This window comes from Mesorhizobium sp. M7A.F.Ca.US.014.04.1.1 (assembly GCF_003998745.1).
Taxonomy (GTDB): Bacteria; Pseudomonadota; Alphaproteobacteria; order Rhizobiales; family Rhizobiaceae; genus Mesorhizobium; species Mesorhizobium ciceri.
The window spans coordinates 1-17,871 of the sequence record NZ_RZRW01000004.1; the positions used below are offsets into that span (position 1 = coordinate 1).

A 17,871-nucleotide genomic window follows, 5' to 3' on the forward strand; every position below is an offset into this window, starting at 1 on the left:
GAGGCAGTTCGAAATCCCGCCAAGCCGACCCCCGGGCCAACCAAAGGGCCGATCATCGAGATCGAGAACCTGTCGATCTCCTTCTTCACCCGCAAGGGCGAGATACCGGCGGTCATGGATTTTTCCTGCACCGTCATGCCGGGCGAGGCGATGGGCATCGTCGGCGAATCCGGCTGCGGCAAGTCGACCGTGTCGCTCGGCATCATGCGCGACCTCTCCAACATCGGGAAGATCGTCGGCGGCAAGATCAAGTTCCAGGGCAAGGACATGGGCGAACTCTCCGACGAGGAGTTGCGTTCCATCCGCGGCAACAAGATCGCCATGATCTACCAGGAGCCGATGGCGAGCCTGAACCCGGCGATGAAGGTCGGCCAGCAGCTGATGGAAGTGCCGCTGATCCACGACAAGGTGTCGAAGGAAGAGGCCTATAAACGCGCCCTCGATATGGTGCGCTCGGTCAAATTGCCCGATCCCGAGCGTATGATGCGCTCCTATCCGCACCAGCTCTCCGGCGGCCAGCAGCAGCGCATCGTCATTGCCATGGCGCTGCTGTCGAAGCCGGCGCTGCTTTTGCTCGACGAGCCGACGACGGCGCTCGACGTGACGGTGGAGGCGGGCATCGTCGATCTGGTCAAGGGGCTGGGCGAGAAGTTCGGCACGTCGATGATCTTCGTGTCGCACAATCTCGGCCTGATCCTGGAAACCTGCGATCGCATCACCGTGATGTATTCGGGCGAAGCGGTGGAGACCGGCAAGATCAAGGACGTGTTCGACCGGATGCGCCACCCCTATACGCAAGGGCTGTTCCGCTCGATCCCGCTGCCGGGCGCCGACAAGAACTCACGGCCGCTGATCTCCATCCCCGGACAGCTGCCGCTGCCGCACGAGCGGCCCAAGGGCTGCAATTTCGGCCCGCGCTGCCACCATTTCGTCGAGGGTGTCTGCAACGCCGCCGAAATCCCGATGATCGAGGTCGCTGGTCATGAAGGCCATTTCTCGCGCTGCGTGCGCTTCAACGAGATCGACTGGGAAGCGCTGCCACCCGGTGCCAAGAAGGTCAATGAGCGCGTCATGCCCGGCGCGCCGGTGCTCAAGATCGAGGACCTCAGAAAATATTACAGGGTCGGCGGCAGCGAGGTGTTCGGCTCGAGCGAGGGCCGCGTCGTCAAGGCCAACGAGACGATCTCGTTCATGGCGCGCGAATCCGAGACGGTCGCCATCGTCGGCGAATCCGGCTGCGGAAAGTCGACGCTGGCCAAGGTGCTGCTCGGGCTGGAGACGGCAAGTGCCGGCACGGTGACGCTGGGCAACACGGAAATCCAGTCGACGGGGATCGACAAACGGAGCGTCGACACGGTGTCGTCGATCCAGATGGTGTTCCAGAATCCGTTCGACACGCTCAATCCCAGCCATTCGGTCGGTTCGCAGATCATCCGCACGCTGGAGAAGTTCAATGTCGGCAAGACGGTTGCCGATCGCCGCAAGCGGATGCTGGAGCTGCTCGACCTGGTGAAGCTGCCGCGGGCATTCGAAACCCGCAAGCCGCGTCAGCTTTCGGGCGGCCAGAAGCAGCGCATCGGCGTGGCGCGAGCCTTTGCCGGTGACGCCAAGGTGGTGGTGGCCGACGAGCCGGTCTCGGCATTGGACGTGTCGGTGCAGGCGGCGGTGACCGAACTGCTGATGGACATCCAGCGCAAGAACAAGACGACGATGCTGTTTATCAGCCACGATCTGTCCGTCGTTCGCTACATCGCCGACCGCGTCGTCGTCATGTATCTCGGCTATATCGTCGAGCAAGGCACGACCGACCAGATCTTCGCACCGCCCTATCATCCCTATACCGAGGCGCTGCTGTCGGCGATCCCGATCGCCGACACGAGTGTCGTGAAGAAGCACATCGTGCTGGAAGGCGACATCCCGTCGGCGATGAACCCGCCATCCGGGTGTCCGTTCCAGACCCGTTGCGGCTACAAGAAGCTGGTGCCGGACAATCTCTGCGAGACCAAGGTGCCGCCGGTCAAGCATCTCGGCGACGGTCATATGAGCCTGTGCTGGCTCTCCGACGACGTGCTGGCCAAGATGGAGCCCGTGATCAAGTTCGACAAGGAACACGCCGCGCACGAAGGTATGCCGGACGACGCGCCGCATGGCGATGGCCCCGGTTTTGCTGGCACGCCACCAAAGCGTCCGCGCGGCAAAAGGCCGAGCTGACAGTCCGAAGATCGAGATCAACGATGCGGCAAGCTCAGTTCCCGCACTCGCTCAACTGCTGGGCATAGTCCCGCGCCATCTTGTCGGTGGCCCGGGCATAGCCCTGCACACCGGCATCGCCCCTGTTGCCGCGGCCATAGGCGGTCCAGCCGAGATAGTAGGCAAGGTAGAGATTGTAGGTGTCGTTGCGGGCGACGCCGTAGGTGTCAGATGTCTTGGAATGATACCAGCCGACGAAATCGACCGCATCGGCGAATTTCGTCCGCCGCGCCGCCCAGTTGCCGGTCTCGCGCTGATATTGCGACCAGGTGCCGTCCAGCGCCTGCGAGAAGCCGGTGGCCGTGGAGACGTGCTTCCACGGAATGAAGCCGAGCAGCTTGGTACGCGGCGGCCTTGCATTGCTCTTGAAGCCCGATTCCTTGCGCACCGTCGCCATCAGTACGGGAACGGGAATGCCATATTTCTGTTGGGTGCGCTCGGCGGCAGACTGCCAGTTGTCGAACCAGCCGTCATTCTGGTCGAAGACGGCGCAGACATTGTTGATGTGATTGGGCGGCGTGGCGCAGGCCGAAAGCGCCAGCAGCACGCAAACCGCACCAATTTTACTAAAACTCGAACTACGCATCGGCAGAGCAATAGGCCGAAATCATAAAGGGAATCTTGCAGCGTCCATTAACGCTTCGCCCGAGCGGTCGCTCGAGGAAATCCCATATCAACAATCCGACATATTTCGTCGTATTCTATAAATGGATACTGCGGAAATGCCGCCGTGGCTAAAATCACGCCCGCAAACGGCGTATTTATGACAGCTTGCCTGGTTTGCCGGGGCTTTGATGCCAGGCATGAACGAACCAAGACGCAAACGCGGCGCCGAGCGCACCAGCAATCGGGGGCCATCGGCCATTCCGCAACTGCCGCTCAGGCGGGTGACCAATCCCTATCCGCCAATGGCCATGCTGTCGCCCGATCAGATCGAGCAGATCCATCAGGCGTCGATGCACATATTGGAGAATTTCGGCATCGAGGTGATGAGTCCGCGCGCGCTGTCGCTGTTCGAGAAGGCCGGCGCCAGGGTCGATCATGCCTCAGCGAATGTCCGCATCGATCGCGGCCTGATCGAAGACGTGCTGAAGACCACGCAGCCCAGCTATGTGTTGACGCCGCGCAACCCGGCCAACGCGGTTCATCTGGGCGGCAACACCATCAATTTCACCCTCGTTGCCGGGCCGCCCAATGTCCATGACATGGAGCGCGGCCGCCGCGCCGGCAATTTGCGCGACTATTCGGATCTCACACGGCTGGCGCAGCATTTCAACTGCATCCACATGCTGGGCAACCAGGTCTGCGCGCCGGTGGAGCTGCCGGCAAACTCTCGCCATCTCGACACTTATTTCACCAATCTGACGCTGACCGACAAGAGTTTCCATGTCTCGGCGATCGGCCGGGGCAGGGCATTGGACGGCATCGAGATGATGGCGATTTCGCGTGGGCTGACGCTCGACCAGATGCGCGACGATCCCGGTATCACCACCATCATCTCGGTCAACTCCCCGCGCCGCTTCGACGAGATGATGGCCGAAGGCCTGATGACCATGGCCGAGTTCGGCCAGTCGGTGGCGGTGACGCCGTTCACGCTGATGGGGGCGATGAGCCCGGTGACGCTGGCCGGGGCGCTGGCGCAGCAGAATGCCGAGGCGCTGTTCGGCGTCGTGCTGACGCAGCTTGTCCGTCCGGGCGCGCCGGTCATGTATGGCGCCTTCACCTCCAATGTCGACATGAAGTCGGGCGCGCCGGCCTTCGGCACGCCCGAGAACACCAAGGCCAACATTGCGTCAGGGCAACTGGCGCGGCGCTACGGGCTGCCCTACCGCACGACGCCGGGCTCGGCTTCCAATGCCGCCGACGCGCAGGGCGCCTATGAGACGCTGATGGCACTGTGGGGGGCGGTGCTCGGCCACGGCAACCTCGTCTACCACGCCGCCGGCTGGCAGGAGGGCGGGCTGACGGCGTCGTTCGAAAAACTCATCATCGATGTCGAGATGATCCAGCATATGATGGAGTTCTTGCGCCCGATCGAAGTCAATGAGGCGGAACTCGCCGTCGAGGCTTTGGGTGCGGTGCCAACCGGTGGGCATTTCTTCGGCGAGCCGCACACGCTGGAGCGCTACGCCACTGCCTTCTACCAGCCGATGCTGTCCAACTGGCAGAATTACGAAGCCTGGCAGGAAGCCGGCGGCCTCGACGCCACGGCACGCGCAACGCGGCTGTGGAAGAAAGCGCTGGAGGACTATGTCGAGCCGGTGATGGATATCGCCGTGCGCGAGGCGCTAGAGGCTTACATGGCCAGGCGCAAGGAAGCGATCGGGCAGGGCGAGCCGTGATCGTTCCCAGCTTGAATCCATTCACCCATTCAACTCACTGATATCAGAGAAAAAATCCATGAAATCGCATGCAAAGGTCGTGGTCATTGGCGGTGGCGTCGTCGGATGCTCCGTGTTGTTCCATCTCGCCCGCCACGGCTGGACCGATGTTGTCCTGCTCGAGCGCGACGAGCTGACCTCAGGCTCGACCTGGCACGCGGCCGGGGGCATGCACACCATCAATGGCGACCCCAACGTCGCCAAGCTGCAGAAATACACGATCAATCTCTACAAGGAGATCGAGGAGCTTTCCGGCCAGGCGACCGGCGTGCATCTGACCGGTGGCGTGCTTCTGGCAGCGACCGAGGCGCGGCTCGACTGGCTGCGCGGCGTCGTCGCCAAGGGCCGCTATCTCGGCATCGAGCTCGAGGAGATCTCGCCCAACGAAGCGGCCGAACTGATGCCGCTGCTCGATCCCAAGCAGTTCGTCGGCGCGGTCAGGAACAAAGAGGACGGCCATCTCGATCCCTCCGGCGTCACCCACGCCTATGCCAAGGCCGCGCGGAAACTTGGGGCGGAAGTGGAGCGTTTCACCAAGGTCGAGGACATCGTGCGGCGCCCTGACGGACTGTGGCGGGTCATCACCAACAAGGGCGAGGTGGTGGCCGAGCATGTCGTCAACGCCGGCGGCCTGTGGGCGCGCGAGGTCGGCCGCATGGTCGGCCTCGAACTGCCGGTGCTGGCCATGGAGCACATGTACCTGATCACCGAGGATATGCCGGAGGTCGCCGCCTGGAACGCCAAGACCGGCACCGAGATCATCCACGCGGTCGACTTCGACGGCGAGCTTTACCTGCGCCAGGAGCGCGGCGGCATGCTGATGGGCACTTACGAAAAGGCCAACAAGCCATGGTCCGAATACCAGACGCCATGGAATTTCGGCCATGAATTGCTGGCGCCCGACATCGACCGCATCGCGCCGTCGCTTGAGGTCGGCTTCCGCCATTTCCCGGCCTTCCAGAACACGGGCATCAAGCAGATCATCAACGGGCCTTTCACCTTCGCGCCCGACGGCAACCCATTGGTCGGGCCGGTGCGCGGGCTGCCGGGCTTCTGGGTCGCCTGCGGTGTCATGGCCGGGTTTTCGCAAGGCGGCGGCGTCGGCCTCGCTTTGTCGAACTGGATGATCGAGGGCGATCCCGGCGCCGACATCTGGGCGATGGATGTCGCGCGCTACGGCGACTGGGCGACGATGGCCTATACCAACGCCAAGGTGCGCGAGAATTATTCCAGGCGCTTTTCGATCCGCTTCCCCAATGAGGAGCTGCCCGCCGGGCGGCCGCTGAAGACGACGCCGGTCTACGACCTGCTGTCGGCCAAGGGTGCGCAATGGGGCGTTGCCTATGGGCTGGAAGTGCCGCTGTGGTACGCGCCGGAAGGCGTCAAGGACGAATTCTCCTGGCGCCGCTCGAGCGATTTCACGCAGGTCGCCAAGGAGGTCGCCACAGTTCGCGACGGTGTCGGCCTGTCGGAGATTTCGAGCTTCGCCAAATACAAGGTGACGGGTGAGGGAGCGGCCGCCTGGCTCGACCGGATGCTTGCCTGCAAACTGCCCAAGCCCGGCCGCATGACGCTGGCGCCGATGCTGAAGGAAGACGGCAGACTGATCGGCGATTTCACCCTCGCCAATCTCGGAAGTGAGGGCTGGTTCCTCGCCGGCTCCGGCATCGCCGAGCAATACCATATGCGCTGGTTCGAGAAGCACCTGCCTGACGATGGATCGGTCCGCATCGAGTCGCTGGGCGCGAAGCTCACCGGTCTGTCGATCGCCGGCCCGAAGGCGCGGGATGTGCTGGCAAAGGCGACGCGCTCGGATGTCTCCAACGCGGCCTTTTCCTTCATGGCCATTGGCCGGATGGATATCGGCATGGCGCCGTGCCTGGTCGGCCGTGTGAGCTATACCGGCGATCTCGGCTACGAGATCTGGGTGGCGCCGGAATACCAGCGCGTCGCCTATCAAGCGCTGATGGCGGCGGGCGGGGAATTCGGCATCGGCCTGTTCGGCTCGCGCGCGCTCAATGCGCTGCGGCTGGACAAGAATTACGGCTCATGGGGGCGCGAGTACCGGCCGATCTACGGGCCGCTGGAAGCGGGGCTCGACCGCTTCGTTGCTTACGGCAAGGACGCCGATTTCATAGGCAAGGCCGCGGCGCTGGCCGAGCGCAGGCAGGGCGGCAAATTGCGCCTGCGCGCTTTTATCGTCGATGCCGACGATGCCGATGTCATTGGCGATGAGCCGATCTGGTTCGATGGTGCGGTGCGCGGCTGGGTGACGTCGGGTGGCTATGCGCATCATTCGAAGAAATCCGTCGCCGTCGGCTATGTGCCGAAGGAGATCGCTGATGAGAGCGACGGCTTCGAGATCGAGCTGCTGGGCAAGCGCCATGCGGCGCGCATTCAGGCGGTGCCGCTGTTCGACGCCAATTTCGAACGGATGCGTGCTTGAAGCGCTTCGGCTTCGCCGATGCGCTTCAGATTCCTGTTTTGTGGATGTCGTTGTCCCAAAACCGCCGGGCACTTTTGGGCGACATGCACCAGGCCCGCATCCTCTTTCTGGCGTCAGGCGCTGCGGCGGCTGTCCAGCGCGAAGGCGCCGGCGCCGGCAAACACCAGATAGAGGAAGATGAAGCAGAACGAGATCGCCGAATCGCCGCCATTGTTGACCGGGAAGAAGTCGCGCGGCATGTGCGCCATGAAATAGGCGATCGCCATTTCGCCGGCCAGAAGGAATGCCACCGGTCGCGTGAACAGGCCCAGCGCGAGCAGGATGCCGCCGGCGAATTCGAGGATGGCGGCAGTCGTGGTCAGCCCGGAAAGGGCGTGGGGATCGACGCTGACGGGGAAGTTGAACAGTTTCTGGCTGCCATGCTCGATGAACTGCAGCGCGGTCATGATGCGCAACACGCCGAGCGCCTGCGGCTGGTATCTGGAGAGGCTTTCGAAAAGCTTCATAATGACTCCATTTTCAATCCGTCCGGCCATAGATTATCGCCCAGGAATGGACCATTCACTTCCCATGGCCTGGCGTCAACAATCGGTGATTGAAAATGTCCCCAGCTTGACCCTTCACATTTTTCCCGCAAGGGTTGTATTTCTATCGTTGCGGTTGTATTAGTGCGGCCACTCTAGAAATGTGGGTTCCCTTTGCCATGAAAAAAGTCGCCATCAGCCTCTTCGCAATTCTTGCAGGCACCAGCTTTGCCATGGCCGAGGACGCCGGCTGTGAGGCCTTCAAGTGGCCCGTGACGCGGGAGCAGACCCTGTTTGCCGCGGCACCGGCAACGCCGTCCGGAGCGGCACTGGCGGTTGGTGCGGCTGCGGACCTGGCGCTGGTGCCGGTAGAGAAAGCCGGTTTTGCGGTAGCGCCCGAACGTGCGCCGGCATCAGACAGTTTCGGGGCCGTCGCCAGCGTGGAGGTGCCATCCGAGGGAGCCATCCAGATAAGTCTCTCGGGGGAGGCCTGGATCGATGTCATCCAGGATGGCCAGGCCATCAAGTCGGCGGGCTACAGTGGCGTGAAAACATGCCCTGGCATCCGCAAGAGCGTGCGCTTCAAGCTTGCGCCCGGCCCGGCCACCGTTCAGTTCAGCGGCGCGAAAAAAGCTGAGTTGAAGGTTGCGGTGCTGGCGCCGGAATGAGGCGGCGCCAGGCAGGGGAGAGGCCTTCATCGGTGGTCCGATGAAAGCCCGCACTTTGTGTCAGCGGTGTTCGATCGCCGTCAGCGGACTGGCGCCATCAAGGCGAAGTGCGCGCCTTGCGGGTCCTGGCACTGCACGATCCAACTGCCGCCGGGGACCTCCATCGGCCCCATCAGGATCTTGCCGCCATTGTCGGTGACCCGTTTGGCCGCCGCGTCGATGGCCGCAACGTTGAAGTAGAATTGCCAGACCGGGACCGGGATCTGCGCGGGCTTGTTCATGATGCCGCCGCCGGATTCGGGGCCGGCCGTAAAAGTCTGGTACGTGCCCATCGGGCCCATGTCGAAATCGCCGGCGTCGACCCAGCCGAACTGGTCGGAATAGAAATCGAACGCGGCTTTCCAGTCCGACGTGTAAAGCTCGTGCCAGCCGATGTGGCCCGGCGTGCTGGCCGGCACGACAGGCTGGTCGGGACCGTTCGGCTGCAGGAACATGAAGGTCGCGCCTTGCGGATCGGCGACGACGGCAAAGCGGCCGACGCCCGGAATGTCGTCGGGCTGGCGGTGAACGGTGCCGCCGGCTTTCTCCAGCGATGCAGTTGCGGCATCGACATCCCTGGTGTGGATATAGCCGAGCCAGGCAGGCGGCATGCCCATCTTGGCGGCATCCTCGGGCAAGGTCATCAGGCCGCCGACGCCACGTTCGCCGACATTCATGACGATGTAGCGCGGCATGCCGGGTGCCTTATCGAAGGGCTGCGCCGTCCAGCCGACCACTTGGGTGTAGAACGCCTCGGCGGCGTCGAGATCTGATGTCATCAATTCGTACCAGAAGAAGGGCATCGGGGTTTTTGGCATTTTCGGTCTCCTCACCTTTCATGGATCGATCGTCGTCCACCATAGGACGATCCTCACGACGGAAATCCGACACCGCCCGGACAACAATGGGTGTGTGTGCCAAGCGTTCCCTGATTGCGCATCCAGCGGTTTTCGATTTCTCTGCGGTCATGAGGGGTTGTCGTCCATGCGCTTGATGTCGCTCACGCCCGAGCTTGTCGCACTGTGCCATCGGGAAGAGGCCGATCCCGGTCCGGACCCGAGCTGGACAGACATGAACGACGAGGACTTTCGAACCCTCGCCTTGCGACTGTCCAATGAAGCCGATGAGGGACCGTTATGGGTGTTCGCCTATGGGTCGCTGATCTGGAAGCCGGAATTCGAGTCGGTCGAGCAACAGCTCGCCACAGCCTTCGGCTGGCACCGCTCCTTCTGCCTCGACATGGTGCGCTGGCGCGGCAGCGCCGAGCAGCCTGGGTTGATGATGGCGCTCGAGCGGGGCGGGCGCTGCAACGGCGTGATCTATCGCTTGCCGGAGGGTGAGAAGCCGGCGCAGATCGAAAGGCTGTTGCGGCGCGAGATCAGCGACCATGAAAGCATCGAGACGGTTCGCTGGCTGCCGGTGCATACGCCGCAGGGTAAGCTGCGCGCGCTCGGCTTCTGGGTCGGCGTGAAGGGCAGGGGAACGTCGCTGAACCAGCCGCTGGACAGAGTGGCGAGCGTGCTGGCCAGAGCCTGCGGGCATATCGGATCCGGCGCCGAATATCTCTACAACACGGTCAGCCATCTCGAAGCATTCGGCATCCGCGACCGCAATCTGTGGCGATTGCAGGAATTGGTGGCGCAGGAGGTCAGGGCCATCCATGGCCGCAAGCTTGAGCCTGGCCTTTCGCTCGCACTGCAAGCCCGACCGCAGTCGCAATAATATGAGTAAAAAAATCATGTTATTGCCGAGCCTTTTCAGTGACTTGCGTCGAAAATTGACCAATTGATAAAAAAATAAAACGTGCTAGCCTTCTCCAAAAGAAAACATGGGGAACTGACGATGCCAGAAGGCCAATTCAGGGAAGGCATTGCGGGCGGCAGGCTCTCGGCCGACCAGTATGCGGATAATTTTTCCGACCTGCACCCGCCGCTCGACCACCACGAGGCGCTGGTCGAATCCGACCGCTGCTATTTCTGCTACGATGCACCGTGCATGAATGCATGCCCGACTTCGATCGACATTCCGCTGTTCATCCGCCAGATCTCGACCGGTAATCCGATCGGTTCGGCCAAGACCATCTTCGACCAGAACATATTGGGCGGCATGTGCGCCCGCGTCTGCCCGACCGAGACGCTGTGCGAGGAAGTCTGCGTGCGCGAGGTGGCGGAAGGCAAGCCGGTGCAGATCGGCCGCCTGCAGCGCTACGCCACCGACGTCGCCATGGGCGAGAACAAGCAGTTTTATCCGCGCGCCGAGCCGACCGGCAAGACGGTCGCCGTGGTCGGCGCCGGGCCGGCCGGCCTTGCCGCCGCGCACCGGCTCGCCCGCCACGGCCATGACGTGACCATCCTGGAGGCGCGCGCGAAGGCCGGCGGCCTCAACGAATACGGCATCGCCGCCTACAAGAGCGTCGACGATTTCGCCCAGGCCGAAGTCGACTACGTGACCGCGATCGGCGGTATCGACATCCAGAACGGCAAGGCGCTCGGCCGCGACTATCAGCTGTCGGATCTGATCCGCAATTACGACGCGGTGTTTCTCGGCATGGGCCTTGGCGGTGTCAATGCGCTGCGTGCCGATGGCGAGGACGCTGACGGCGTCATCAACGCGGTCGAGTTCATTGCCGAGCTGCGCCAGGCCAGCGACCTTTCCGGCCTGCCGGTTGGTCGCCGCGTCGTCGTCATCGGTGGCGGCATGACGGCCATCGACGCCGCGGTACAGTCGAAGCTGCTCGGCGCCGAGGAGGTGACGATCTGCTACCGGCGCGGCCAGGAGCACATGAATGCGTCTGAGTTCGAGCAGGATCTGGCCGCTGCCAATGGCGTCAGCATCCGTCACTGGCTGCAGCCGAAGCGGGTGATCGCCGAGAGCGGCAAGGTCACTGCCGTCGAACTCGAATACACCGCCCTCAACGGCGACAGGCTTGCCGGCACCGGCGAGACGCTGACGCTCGTTGCCGATCAGGTGTTCAAGGCGATTGGACAGAGCTTTGTCCCGGCCGCCCTCAACGGCAGCGGTGCATCGATCGGCCTCGAAGCCGGCCGCATCAAGGTGGATTCGGAAGGGCGCACGTCGCTTGCCAAGGTCTGGGCCGGTGGCGACTGCATCTTCGGTGGCGACGACCTGACCGTCTCGGCGGTCGCGCAGGGACGCGACGCTGCGGAGAGCATCAATCGGGCACTGACCTCGAACGGGAGGGCATGAGCATGGCGGATATCAGAAACAATTTCGTCGGCATCAAGTCGCCCAATCCGTTCTGGCTGGCCTCGGCGCCACCGACCGACAAGGCCTACAACGTCATCCGCGCCTTCAAGGCCGGCTGGGGCGGCGTGGTGTGGAAGACGCTGGGCGAGGAGGGCCCACCGGTGGTCAACGTCAACGGTCCGCGCTACGGCGCGATCTGGGGCGCCGACCGCCGCCTGCTCGGCCTCAACAACATCGAACTGATCACCGACCGCGACCTGCAGGTCAATTTGCGCGAGATCAAGCAGGTCAAGAAGGACTGGCCCGACCGCGCCATCGTCGTCTCGCTCATGGTGCCTTGCGTCGAGGAGGCCTGGAAGGCGATCCTGCCTGTGGTCGAGGAGACGGAGGCCGACGGCATCGAGCTCAATTTCGGCTGTCCGCACGGCATGTCGGAACGCGGCATGGGCGCCGCCGTCGGCCAGGTGCCGGAATATATCGAAATGGTGGTGCGCTGGTGCAAGCAGAACACCCGTATGCCCGTCATCACCAAGCTGACGCCCAACATCACCGATGTGCGCAAGCCCGCGCGCGCAGCACATGCCGGCGGCACCGACGCGGTGTCGCTGATCAACACCATCAATTCGATCACTGGTGTCGATCTCGACAGCTTCGCGCCGCAGCCGACCATCGACGGCAAGGGCTCGCATGGCGGCTATTGCGGGCCGGCGGTAAAGCCGATCGCCATGAACATGGTGGCCGAGATCGCGCGCGATCCGGAAACGCAGGGCCTGCCGATCTCCGGCATCGGCGGCATCACCACCTGGCGTGACGCGGCCGAATTCATGGCGCTTGGCGCCGGCAATGTGCAGGTCTGCACGGCGGCGATGACCTACGGCTTCAAGATCGTGCAGGAGATGATCGCGGGCCTGGAAAACTGGATGGACGAGAAGGGGCACGCCTCGCTCGACGACATCGTCGGCCGCGCCACGCCCAATGTCACCGATTGGCAGTATCTCAACCTGAACTACGTCGCCAAGGCGCATATCGACCAGGATGCCTGCATCAAGTGCGGCCGCTGCCACATCGCCTGCGAGGACACTTCGCACCAGGCGATCACCAGCATGGTCGACGGCGTCAGGCACTTCGAGGTCATCGAGGCCGAGTGTGTCGGCTGCAATCTCTGCGTCAATGTCTGCCCGGTCGAGAACTGCATTACCATGGAGCCGCTGGCAGCCGGTGTGATGGACCAGCGCACCGGCAGGCCGGTATCGCCGGTCTACGCCAACTGGACCACGCACCCGAACAACCCGATGGCCAAGGTGGCTGCGGAGTAGGAACTCCCCCAAGAGAAAAACGGCGCTTTCGAGCGCCGTTTTTCATTTTCCTATTGCAGATATGAATTATCCACGATAGTATGTATCCATGAATAAGGAACCTGTTCGATGAAGCTGGGCGAGGGTGTTGAAGCAGCCATCCATTGCGCCGCCACGCTGGCCAGTGTGGAAGGCAATAGCACCATGCCGGGCGCCGCTCTCGCCGAGGCCTTTGGCCTTTCGCCGAGCTATCTGCTCAAGCATCTCAACATGCTGAGCGCGGCGCGCGTCCTGGAATCGGTGCCCGGGCCTGCCGGTGGCTATCGGCTGGCGCGGCCAGCCGAGCGCATCACGCTGCTCGACATCGTGCTGGCCGTCGAGGGCCGCGAGCCGGCCTTCCGCTGCGGCGAGATCCGCCAGCGCGGTCCGGTGAAGCTCGATGCGTCGGCCTATGTGAAACCCTGCGGCATCAACGCCGCGATGCTGAAGGCCGAACGCGCCTATCGCGCCGCGCTCGCCGAGACCAAGCTGTCCGATATCGTGGCCACCTACGCGGCAGAAGGCGATCCCAGGTCGCTTGCTGCGAGCTGCGCCTTTGTCGAGCGCCACCAGCGGCCGCAGAAATCCAGTTAACTCCAAAACCTCAAAACCCAAGCAGACGTGAAAGGACGAGACGATGAAACAGAGGCTGCAATTTTTCGCCAAGGCGCCGGAGATCATGAAGGCGGTGTCGGCGCTCAACAAGGCGGTGGACGAATGCGGGCTCGAGGTGAGCCTGCTGCACCTGATCAAGCTCAGGGCTTCGCAGATCAATGGCTGCTCGTTCTGCGTCGAGATGCACAGCCGCGAGGCCAGGCGCGACGGCGAGACCGAGCAGCGGCTCTATCTGGTTTCAGCCTGGAAGGAATCGCCGCTGTTCTCGGAGCGTGAACGCGCGGCTTTGGCCTGGACCGAAGCCGTCACCCTGATCGCCAACAACGGCGTGCCGGACGAACTTTATGCACGTACGCTGGAGCATTTCTCAGAAGAGGAGCTGGTCAAGCTGTCCGTTGCGCTCGGCATGATCAACACCTGGAACCGGCTGTGCATCCCGTTCCAAGCCATACATCCGATGCCGGCGGCCAAGGCTGCCTGATTGTCCAATCATGTTGGGAGCGCCGTGGAGAGCGCGCTCCCACTGCCTTAAACCTTTAAAGGGGAGAGTTTGATGCCTGCGGATTTGCCTTCGACCTTGTTGTTTCTCGCTCGCCTGCTGCTCGGCGGCGCCTTCGTTTTCGCCGGCCTGCGCAACATCCAGAACGCGGCCTTCCTGACCCAGCTGATGGCCGCGCGCGGTGTGCCGCAGGCGCGGTTGGCACTGTGGACTGGTATCGTGCTTCAGGTCGCCGCCGGTGTGCTGGTCATCGCAGGATTGTGGACGGCACTCGCGGCCACGGTGCTGCTGCTGTTCCTCATCGTCGCCACGCCGATGTTCCACAATTTCTGGGACCATCAGGGTCCGGACCGTGCGTCCCGCATCAATGGCTTCGTCGGGAATGTTGCCCTGAGCGGTGGCTTTCTGACCCTGATCGCGCAATCCGTTTGACGCACAGTTCCATGCCGACTGCGGCCTCTGGTGCCGACGGCTCGACCATAAAATCGGAACCAATCGAGCCGTTGACGCATTTCACACCTGCATGCCCAGCATCCAGGATGAAATATGAAAATCGCCCATGTCGCGCCGCTTTATGAATCGGTGCCGCCAAGGCTCTATGGCGGCACCGAGCGCATCGTCTCGTATCTGACCGAAGCGCTGGTCGATCTGGGTCATGAGGTGACGCTGTTTGCCAGTGGCGACAGCCAGACCTCCGCGAAGCTGGTACCCAGCCGGGAACGCGCGTTGCGCCTCGATCCGCGTCCGCTCAAATCCGAGATCGCGGCGCATCTTTCGATGCTTGCGCAGGTGAGGGAACGGGCGTCGGAGTTCGACGTCATCCACTTCCACCTCAGCCACTTCCTGCATTTTTCCTTCTTTGAGGATATTGCGGAGCGGACGGTGACGACGCCGCATGGCAGGCTGGATTATGTCGACCTGGCGCCGGCCTATGAACGGTTCCCGCGCTTTCCCCTGATTTCCATTTCGCACAGCCAGAAGGCGGGCCTTGCCAACGCCAACTGGTTGGCGACGATCCATCACGGATTGCCGACTGCTCTCTACGAGCCGACGTTCGAGACGGCCGCCGAAGAACCCTACCTTGCCTTCCTCGGCCGGTTCTCACGCGACAAGCGCCCGGATCGCGCCATCGAGATCGCCTTGCGTTCGGGGCTCAAGCTCAAGCTCGCGGCAAAGATCGGCGACGACGATCGCGCCTATTTCCGTGAGGTGGTCGAGCCTTTGATCGATGGCGATCGCGTTGTCTATGTCGGTGAGATCGAGGAAAACCAGAAGGCGGAATTTCTCGGCAAGGCGGCAGGCCTGCTGTTCCCGATCGACTGGCCGGAGCCGTTCGGCCTTGCCGCTATCGAGGCAATGGCCTGCGGCACACCGGTCATCGGCTGGAGTTGCGGTGCGCTGCCGGAGATCATCGATCAAGGCGTCACCGGTTTTATCGCTGACACAATGGATAGCGCGGTCGCTGCGGTGCCGGACTTGCTGCAACTCGACAGGCGAAAGGTGAGGGCCGTTTTCGAAAAGCGGTTCTCCGCCCGAAGAATGGCCGGCGACTATCTGGCCGCCTATGCGGGCCTGATCGGCGTCCCGAGCACGGCGAAGGCGTCTTGAGCAGCGACGTGCTCGAGCCACGGCAACGAAACAACAGGGATCTTTGACGAATGGCCCAACTCGATGAGCGCCAGCTCGATCCTGCGGTTGCGCTTGCATCGCTCGACGCCACCGCCCCTCGCGAGCCGCATCGGTTGTTTGCGCTCAAGCAGGGCGATTGCTTCGCCGTTGCCGACGCCTATGGCGACATACGTGGCGCCGGCGACGGTTTCTTTCGCGACGACACGCGGGTTCTTTCCGAGTTCCGGCTGACCGTCGGCGGCAGGCAGACATCTCTGCTCGGCGCCTCGCTCAGCCAGGACAATGTGCTGTTCACCACCAATTTGACCAATCTGCCGATACAGAGCGCCGGTGGACGCGACATCCCGCAGGGAGCCATTCACATCGAACGCGTCAGACTGCTTTGGCAGGACAGGCTGTTTGAACGCATCACCCTTTCCAATTACAGCCGGGAACACTCGACGATCAGCGTTTCCCTGCACTATTCCGCCGATTTCCGCGACATGTTCGAAGTGCGTGGCTCGACACGGCCGAAGCGCGGGCTGGCCCATGCCGCCGAAACAAACGCGACGTCGGTCCTGCTGCGCTATGATGGGCTCGATGGCCTGGCCCGCCTCTCGGCGATATCGTTCTCGCAGGCGCCGGACCAACTGAGTGCCAACCGTGCCGATTTCCTGATCGCCGTGACCAAGCGCAGCAGGAAGGTGCTTTATGTCGAGGTCGGTCCCGAGGTGGCCGACAAGCCCGACCGCGACCGGTTCCGCGCCGCTGCCGCCCGCGCCCGCTTTGGCATGCGGGCCAAACGTCGCCATGGCGCGACGGTGCGCAGCTCGGGCCGTGTCTTCAACGACTGGGTCGAGCGCGCTCGCGCCGATGTCGCGCTGCTGACCACCGAGCTGGCGACCGGCCCCTATCCCTATGCCGGCATCCCCTGGTTCTCGACGGCGTTCGGCCGCGACGGCGTCATCTCGGCGCTGCAGATGCTGTGGCTCAATCCGGGCCTGGCGCGGGGCGTGCTGGCCTTTCTGGCCCAGCATCAGGCGACCGAGACATCGCCGTTCAGCGATTCGCAGCCGGGCAAGATCATGCACGAGACCCGCAAGGGCGAAATGGTGGCGCTGCGGGAGCTTCCCTTTGGCCGCTACTACGGTGGCGTCGATACGACACCGCTCTACATCTACCTTGCCTGTGCCTACGCCGATCGTACCGGTGACATGGCGTTCATCGACGGCCTGTGGCCGTCGCTGTGCGCCGCGGCCGAATGGACGGAGGAGGCGGGCCGGGAAACCGGATTCGTGACTTACCAGCGAGCGGCCGAGTCCGGCCTCGCCAACCAGGGATGGAAGGACAGTTTCGATTCGGTCTTCCATGCCGATGGCCGCATTCCCAAGGGCCCGATCGCCCTTGTCGAAGTGCAGGGCTACGTCTTTGCCGCCTTCCGGGGGCTGGCGGCACTTGCCCGTCGCCGGGGCGAGAACGACAGGGCCGACCACTGGGATGATCGCGCCGAAGCGATGCGGGTTGCCGTGGAACGGGATTTCTGGCTTGACGATCTCGGCTTCTATGCGCTGGCAATCGACGGTGCCGGCGAGCCCTGCAAGGTGCGGACCTCGAATGCGGGGCATCTGCTCTTTGTCGGATTGCCTGAGCCGGCGCGGGCCCAGATGGTGGCTGACCAGCTGCTTTCCGCCTCCTTCCATTCGGGCTGGGGACTGCGGACGCTCGCCGACGATGCCGTGTTCTTCAATCCGATGTCGTACCACAATGGCTCGATCTGGCCGCACGATACCGCCCTTTGCGGTGCCGGGCTGGCGCGCTATGGCGAGCGCGAAAGCGTGGTTCGCCTGATGAGCGGCACGTTCGAATCCGCGGTCCATTTCAACATGCGGCTGCCCGAACTGTTCTGCGGTTTTACACGTGCGCCGGGCGAAGCACCCATCGCCTATCCCGTCGCCTGCCTGCCGCAAGCGTGGTCGGCGGGCTCCGCTTTCATGTTGATGCAGGCCTGTCTTGGCCTGGAGATCGACGGCTGGGAGGGTGAGATTCGCGTCGGCCGCCCCAGGCTGCCGATCGGCATCGACACGCTGACACTGCGGCACCTGGGCGTCGGCGACCGGGTCGTCGATCTCACCTTCCAGCGCGTCGGCGACCGGGTCGTCGCTTTCCTGGCCGACCGCCATGAAGGGCTGGTGCCGCTCATAGTAAGAACATGATCCGAACAAAATTGGCGGAACCGATCCAGGCCTTGTGCGTTGCAAAAACACTGGTCCGAACGCCGACCACGTGGCCGGCGGACCGTT

15 protein-coding genes are annotated in these 17,871 nt (G+C 63.2%); 12 read left to right on the forward strand and 3 right to left on the reverse strand.

Features of this window, described 5'->3' with window-relative positions:
• A partial coding sequence (locus tag EOA22_RS00590) for an ABC transporter ATP-binding protein (protein ID WP_245478575.1) occupies positions 1-2,211 on the forward strand: 2,211 nt, incomplete at its 5' end.
• A 34-nt stretch (positions 2,212-2,245) separates the two neighbouring features.
• On the opposite strand, the gene EOA22_RS00595 is transcribed toward EOA22_RS00590, so the two are convergent.
• Positions 2,246-2,836, reverse strand: a complete 591-nt coding sequence (locus EOA22_RS00595; protein ID WP_013530886.1) for a transglycosylase SLT domain-containing protein — start codon at positions 2,834-2,836, stop codon at positions 2,246-2,248.
• Between the two features lie 217 nt (positions 2,837-3,053).
• Here EOA22_RS00595 and EOA22_RS00600 point away from each other — a divergent pair, with 217 nt between their 5' ends.
• Positions 3,054-4,592, forward strand: a complete 1,539-nt coding sequence (locus tag EOA22_RS00600; RefSeq protein ID WP_024501515.1) for a trimethylamine methyltransferase family protein — start codon at positions 3,054-3,056, stop codon at positions 4,590-4,592.
• A 58-nt stretch (positions 4,593-4,650) separates the two neighbouring features.
• Entirely contained in the window at positions 4,651-7,077 is a 2,427-nt protein-coding gene (locus tag EOA22_RS00605; RefSeq protein WP_063168509.1) for an FAD-dependent oxidoreductase, read from the forward strand.
• 113 nt (positions 7,078-7,190) lie between these two features.
• Here EOA22_RS00605 and EOA22_RS00610 read toward each other — a convergent pair whose 3' ends face one another.
• Positions 7,191-7,583: a DoxX family protein gene (locus EOA22_RS00610; RefSeq protein ID WP_013530889.1), complete on the reverse strand. Its 393-nt coding sequence runs from the start codon at positions 7,581-7,583 to the stop codon at positions 7,191-7,193.
• Between the two features lie 197 nt (positions 7,584-7,780).
• Here EOA22_RS00610 and EOA22_RS00615 point away from each other — a divergent pair, with 197 nt between their 5' ends.
• Positions 7,781-8,269 (forward strand): hypothetical protein, encoded by a 489-nt coding sequence (locus EOA22_RS00615; RefSeq protein ID WP_084652544.1) that lies wholly within the window; start codon positions 7,781-7,783, stop codon positions 8,267-8,269.
• Positions 8,270-8,349: 80 nt separating this feature from the next.
• Here the strand turns inward: EOA22_RS00615 and EOA22_RS00620 are convergent, their stop codons facing one another.
• Entirely contained in the window at positions 8,350-9,126 is a 777-nt protein-coding gene (locus EOA22_RS00620) for a VOC family protein (RefSeq protein ID WP_013530891.1), read from the reverse strand.
• Positions 9,127-9,292: 166 nt separating this feature from the next.
• Between EOA22_RS00620 and EOA22_RS00625 the strand changes: the two genes are divergently transcribed.
• The 8 genes from EOA22_RS00625 to EOA22_RS00660 all read left to right on the forward strand — a co-directional run bounded on the left by EOA22_RS00625 (position 9,293) and on the right by EOA22_RS00660 (position 17,784).
• Positions 9,293-10,030 (forward strand): gamma-glutamylcyclotransferase, encoded by a 738-nt coding sequence (locus EOA22_RS00625; RefSeq protein WP_024501513.1) that lies wholly within the window; start codon positions 9,293-9,295, stop codon positions 10,028-10,030.
• A 120-nt stretch (positions 10,031-10,150) separates the two neighbouring features.
• Positions 10,151-11,515, forward strand: a complete 1,365-nt coding sequence (locus EOA22_RS00630) for an NAD(P)-dependent oxidoreductase (protein WP_063168508.1) — start codon at positions 10,151-10,153, stop codon at positions 11,513-11,515.
• Positions 11,516-11,517: 2 nt separating this feature from the next.
• Complete coding sequence (gene preA, locus EOA22_RS00635; protein WP_013530894.1) at positions 11,518-12,831, forward strand: NAD-dependent dihydropyrimidine dehydrogenase subunit PreA; 1,314 nt, start codon at positions 11,518-11,520, stop codon at positions 12,829-12,831.
• A gap of 108 nt (positions 12,832-12,939) precedes the next feature.
• Complete coding sequence (locus EOA22_RS00640) at positions 12,940-13,443, forward strand: Rrf2 family transcriptional regulator (RefSeq protein ID WP_013530895.1); 504 nt, start codon at positions 12,940-12,942, stop codon at positions 13,441-13,443.
• A gap of 43 nt (positions 13,444-13,486) precedes the next feature.
• Positions 13,487-13,945: a carboxymuconolactone decarboxylase family protein gene (locus tag EOA22_RS00645; protein WP_024501510.1), complete on the forward strand. Its 459-nt coding sequence runs from the start codon at positions 13,487-13,489 to the stop codon at positions 13,943-13,945.
• Between the two features lie 72 nt (positions 13,946-14,017).
• A complete protein-coding gene (locus EOA22_RS00650; protein WP_013530897.1) occupies positions 14,018-14,395 on the forward strand; it encodes a DoxX family protein in 378 nt (125 codons plus the stop codon).
• A gap of 114 nt (positions 14,396-14,509) precedes the next feature.
• Complete coding sequence (locus EOA22_RS00655; protein WP_013530898.1) at positions 14,510-15,571, forward strand: glycosyltransferase family 4 protein; 1,062 nt, start codon at positions 14,510-14,512, stop codon at positions 15,569-15,571.
• Positions 15,572-15,621: 50 nt separating this feature from the next.
• Positions 15,622-17,784, forward strand: a complete 2,163-nt coding sequence (locus EOA22_RS00660) for an amylo-alpha-1,6-glucosidase (protein ID WP_027160673.1) — start codon at positions 15,622-15,624, stop codon at positions 17,782-17,784.
• The last annotated feature ends 87 nt before the right edge of the window (positions 17,785-17,871 follow it).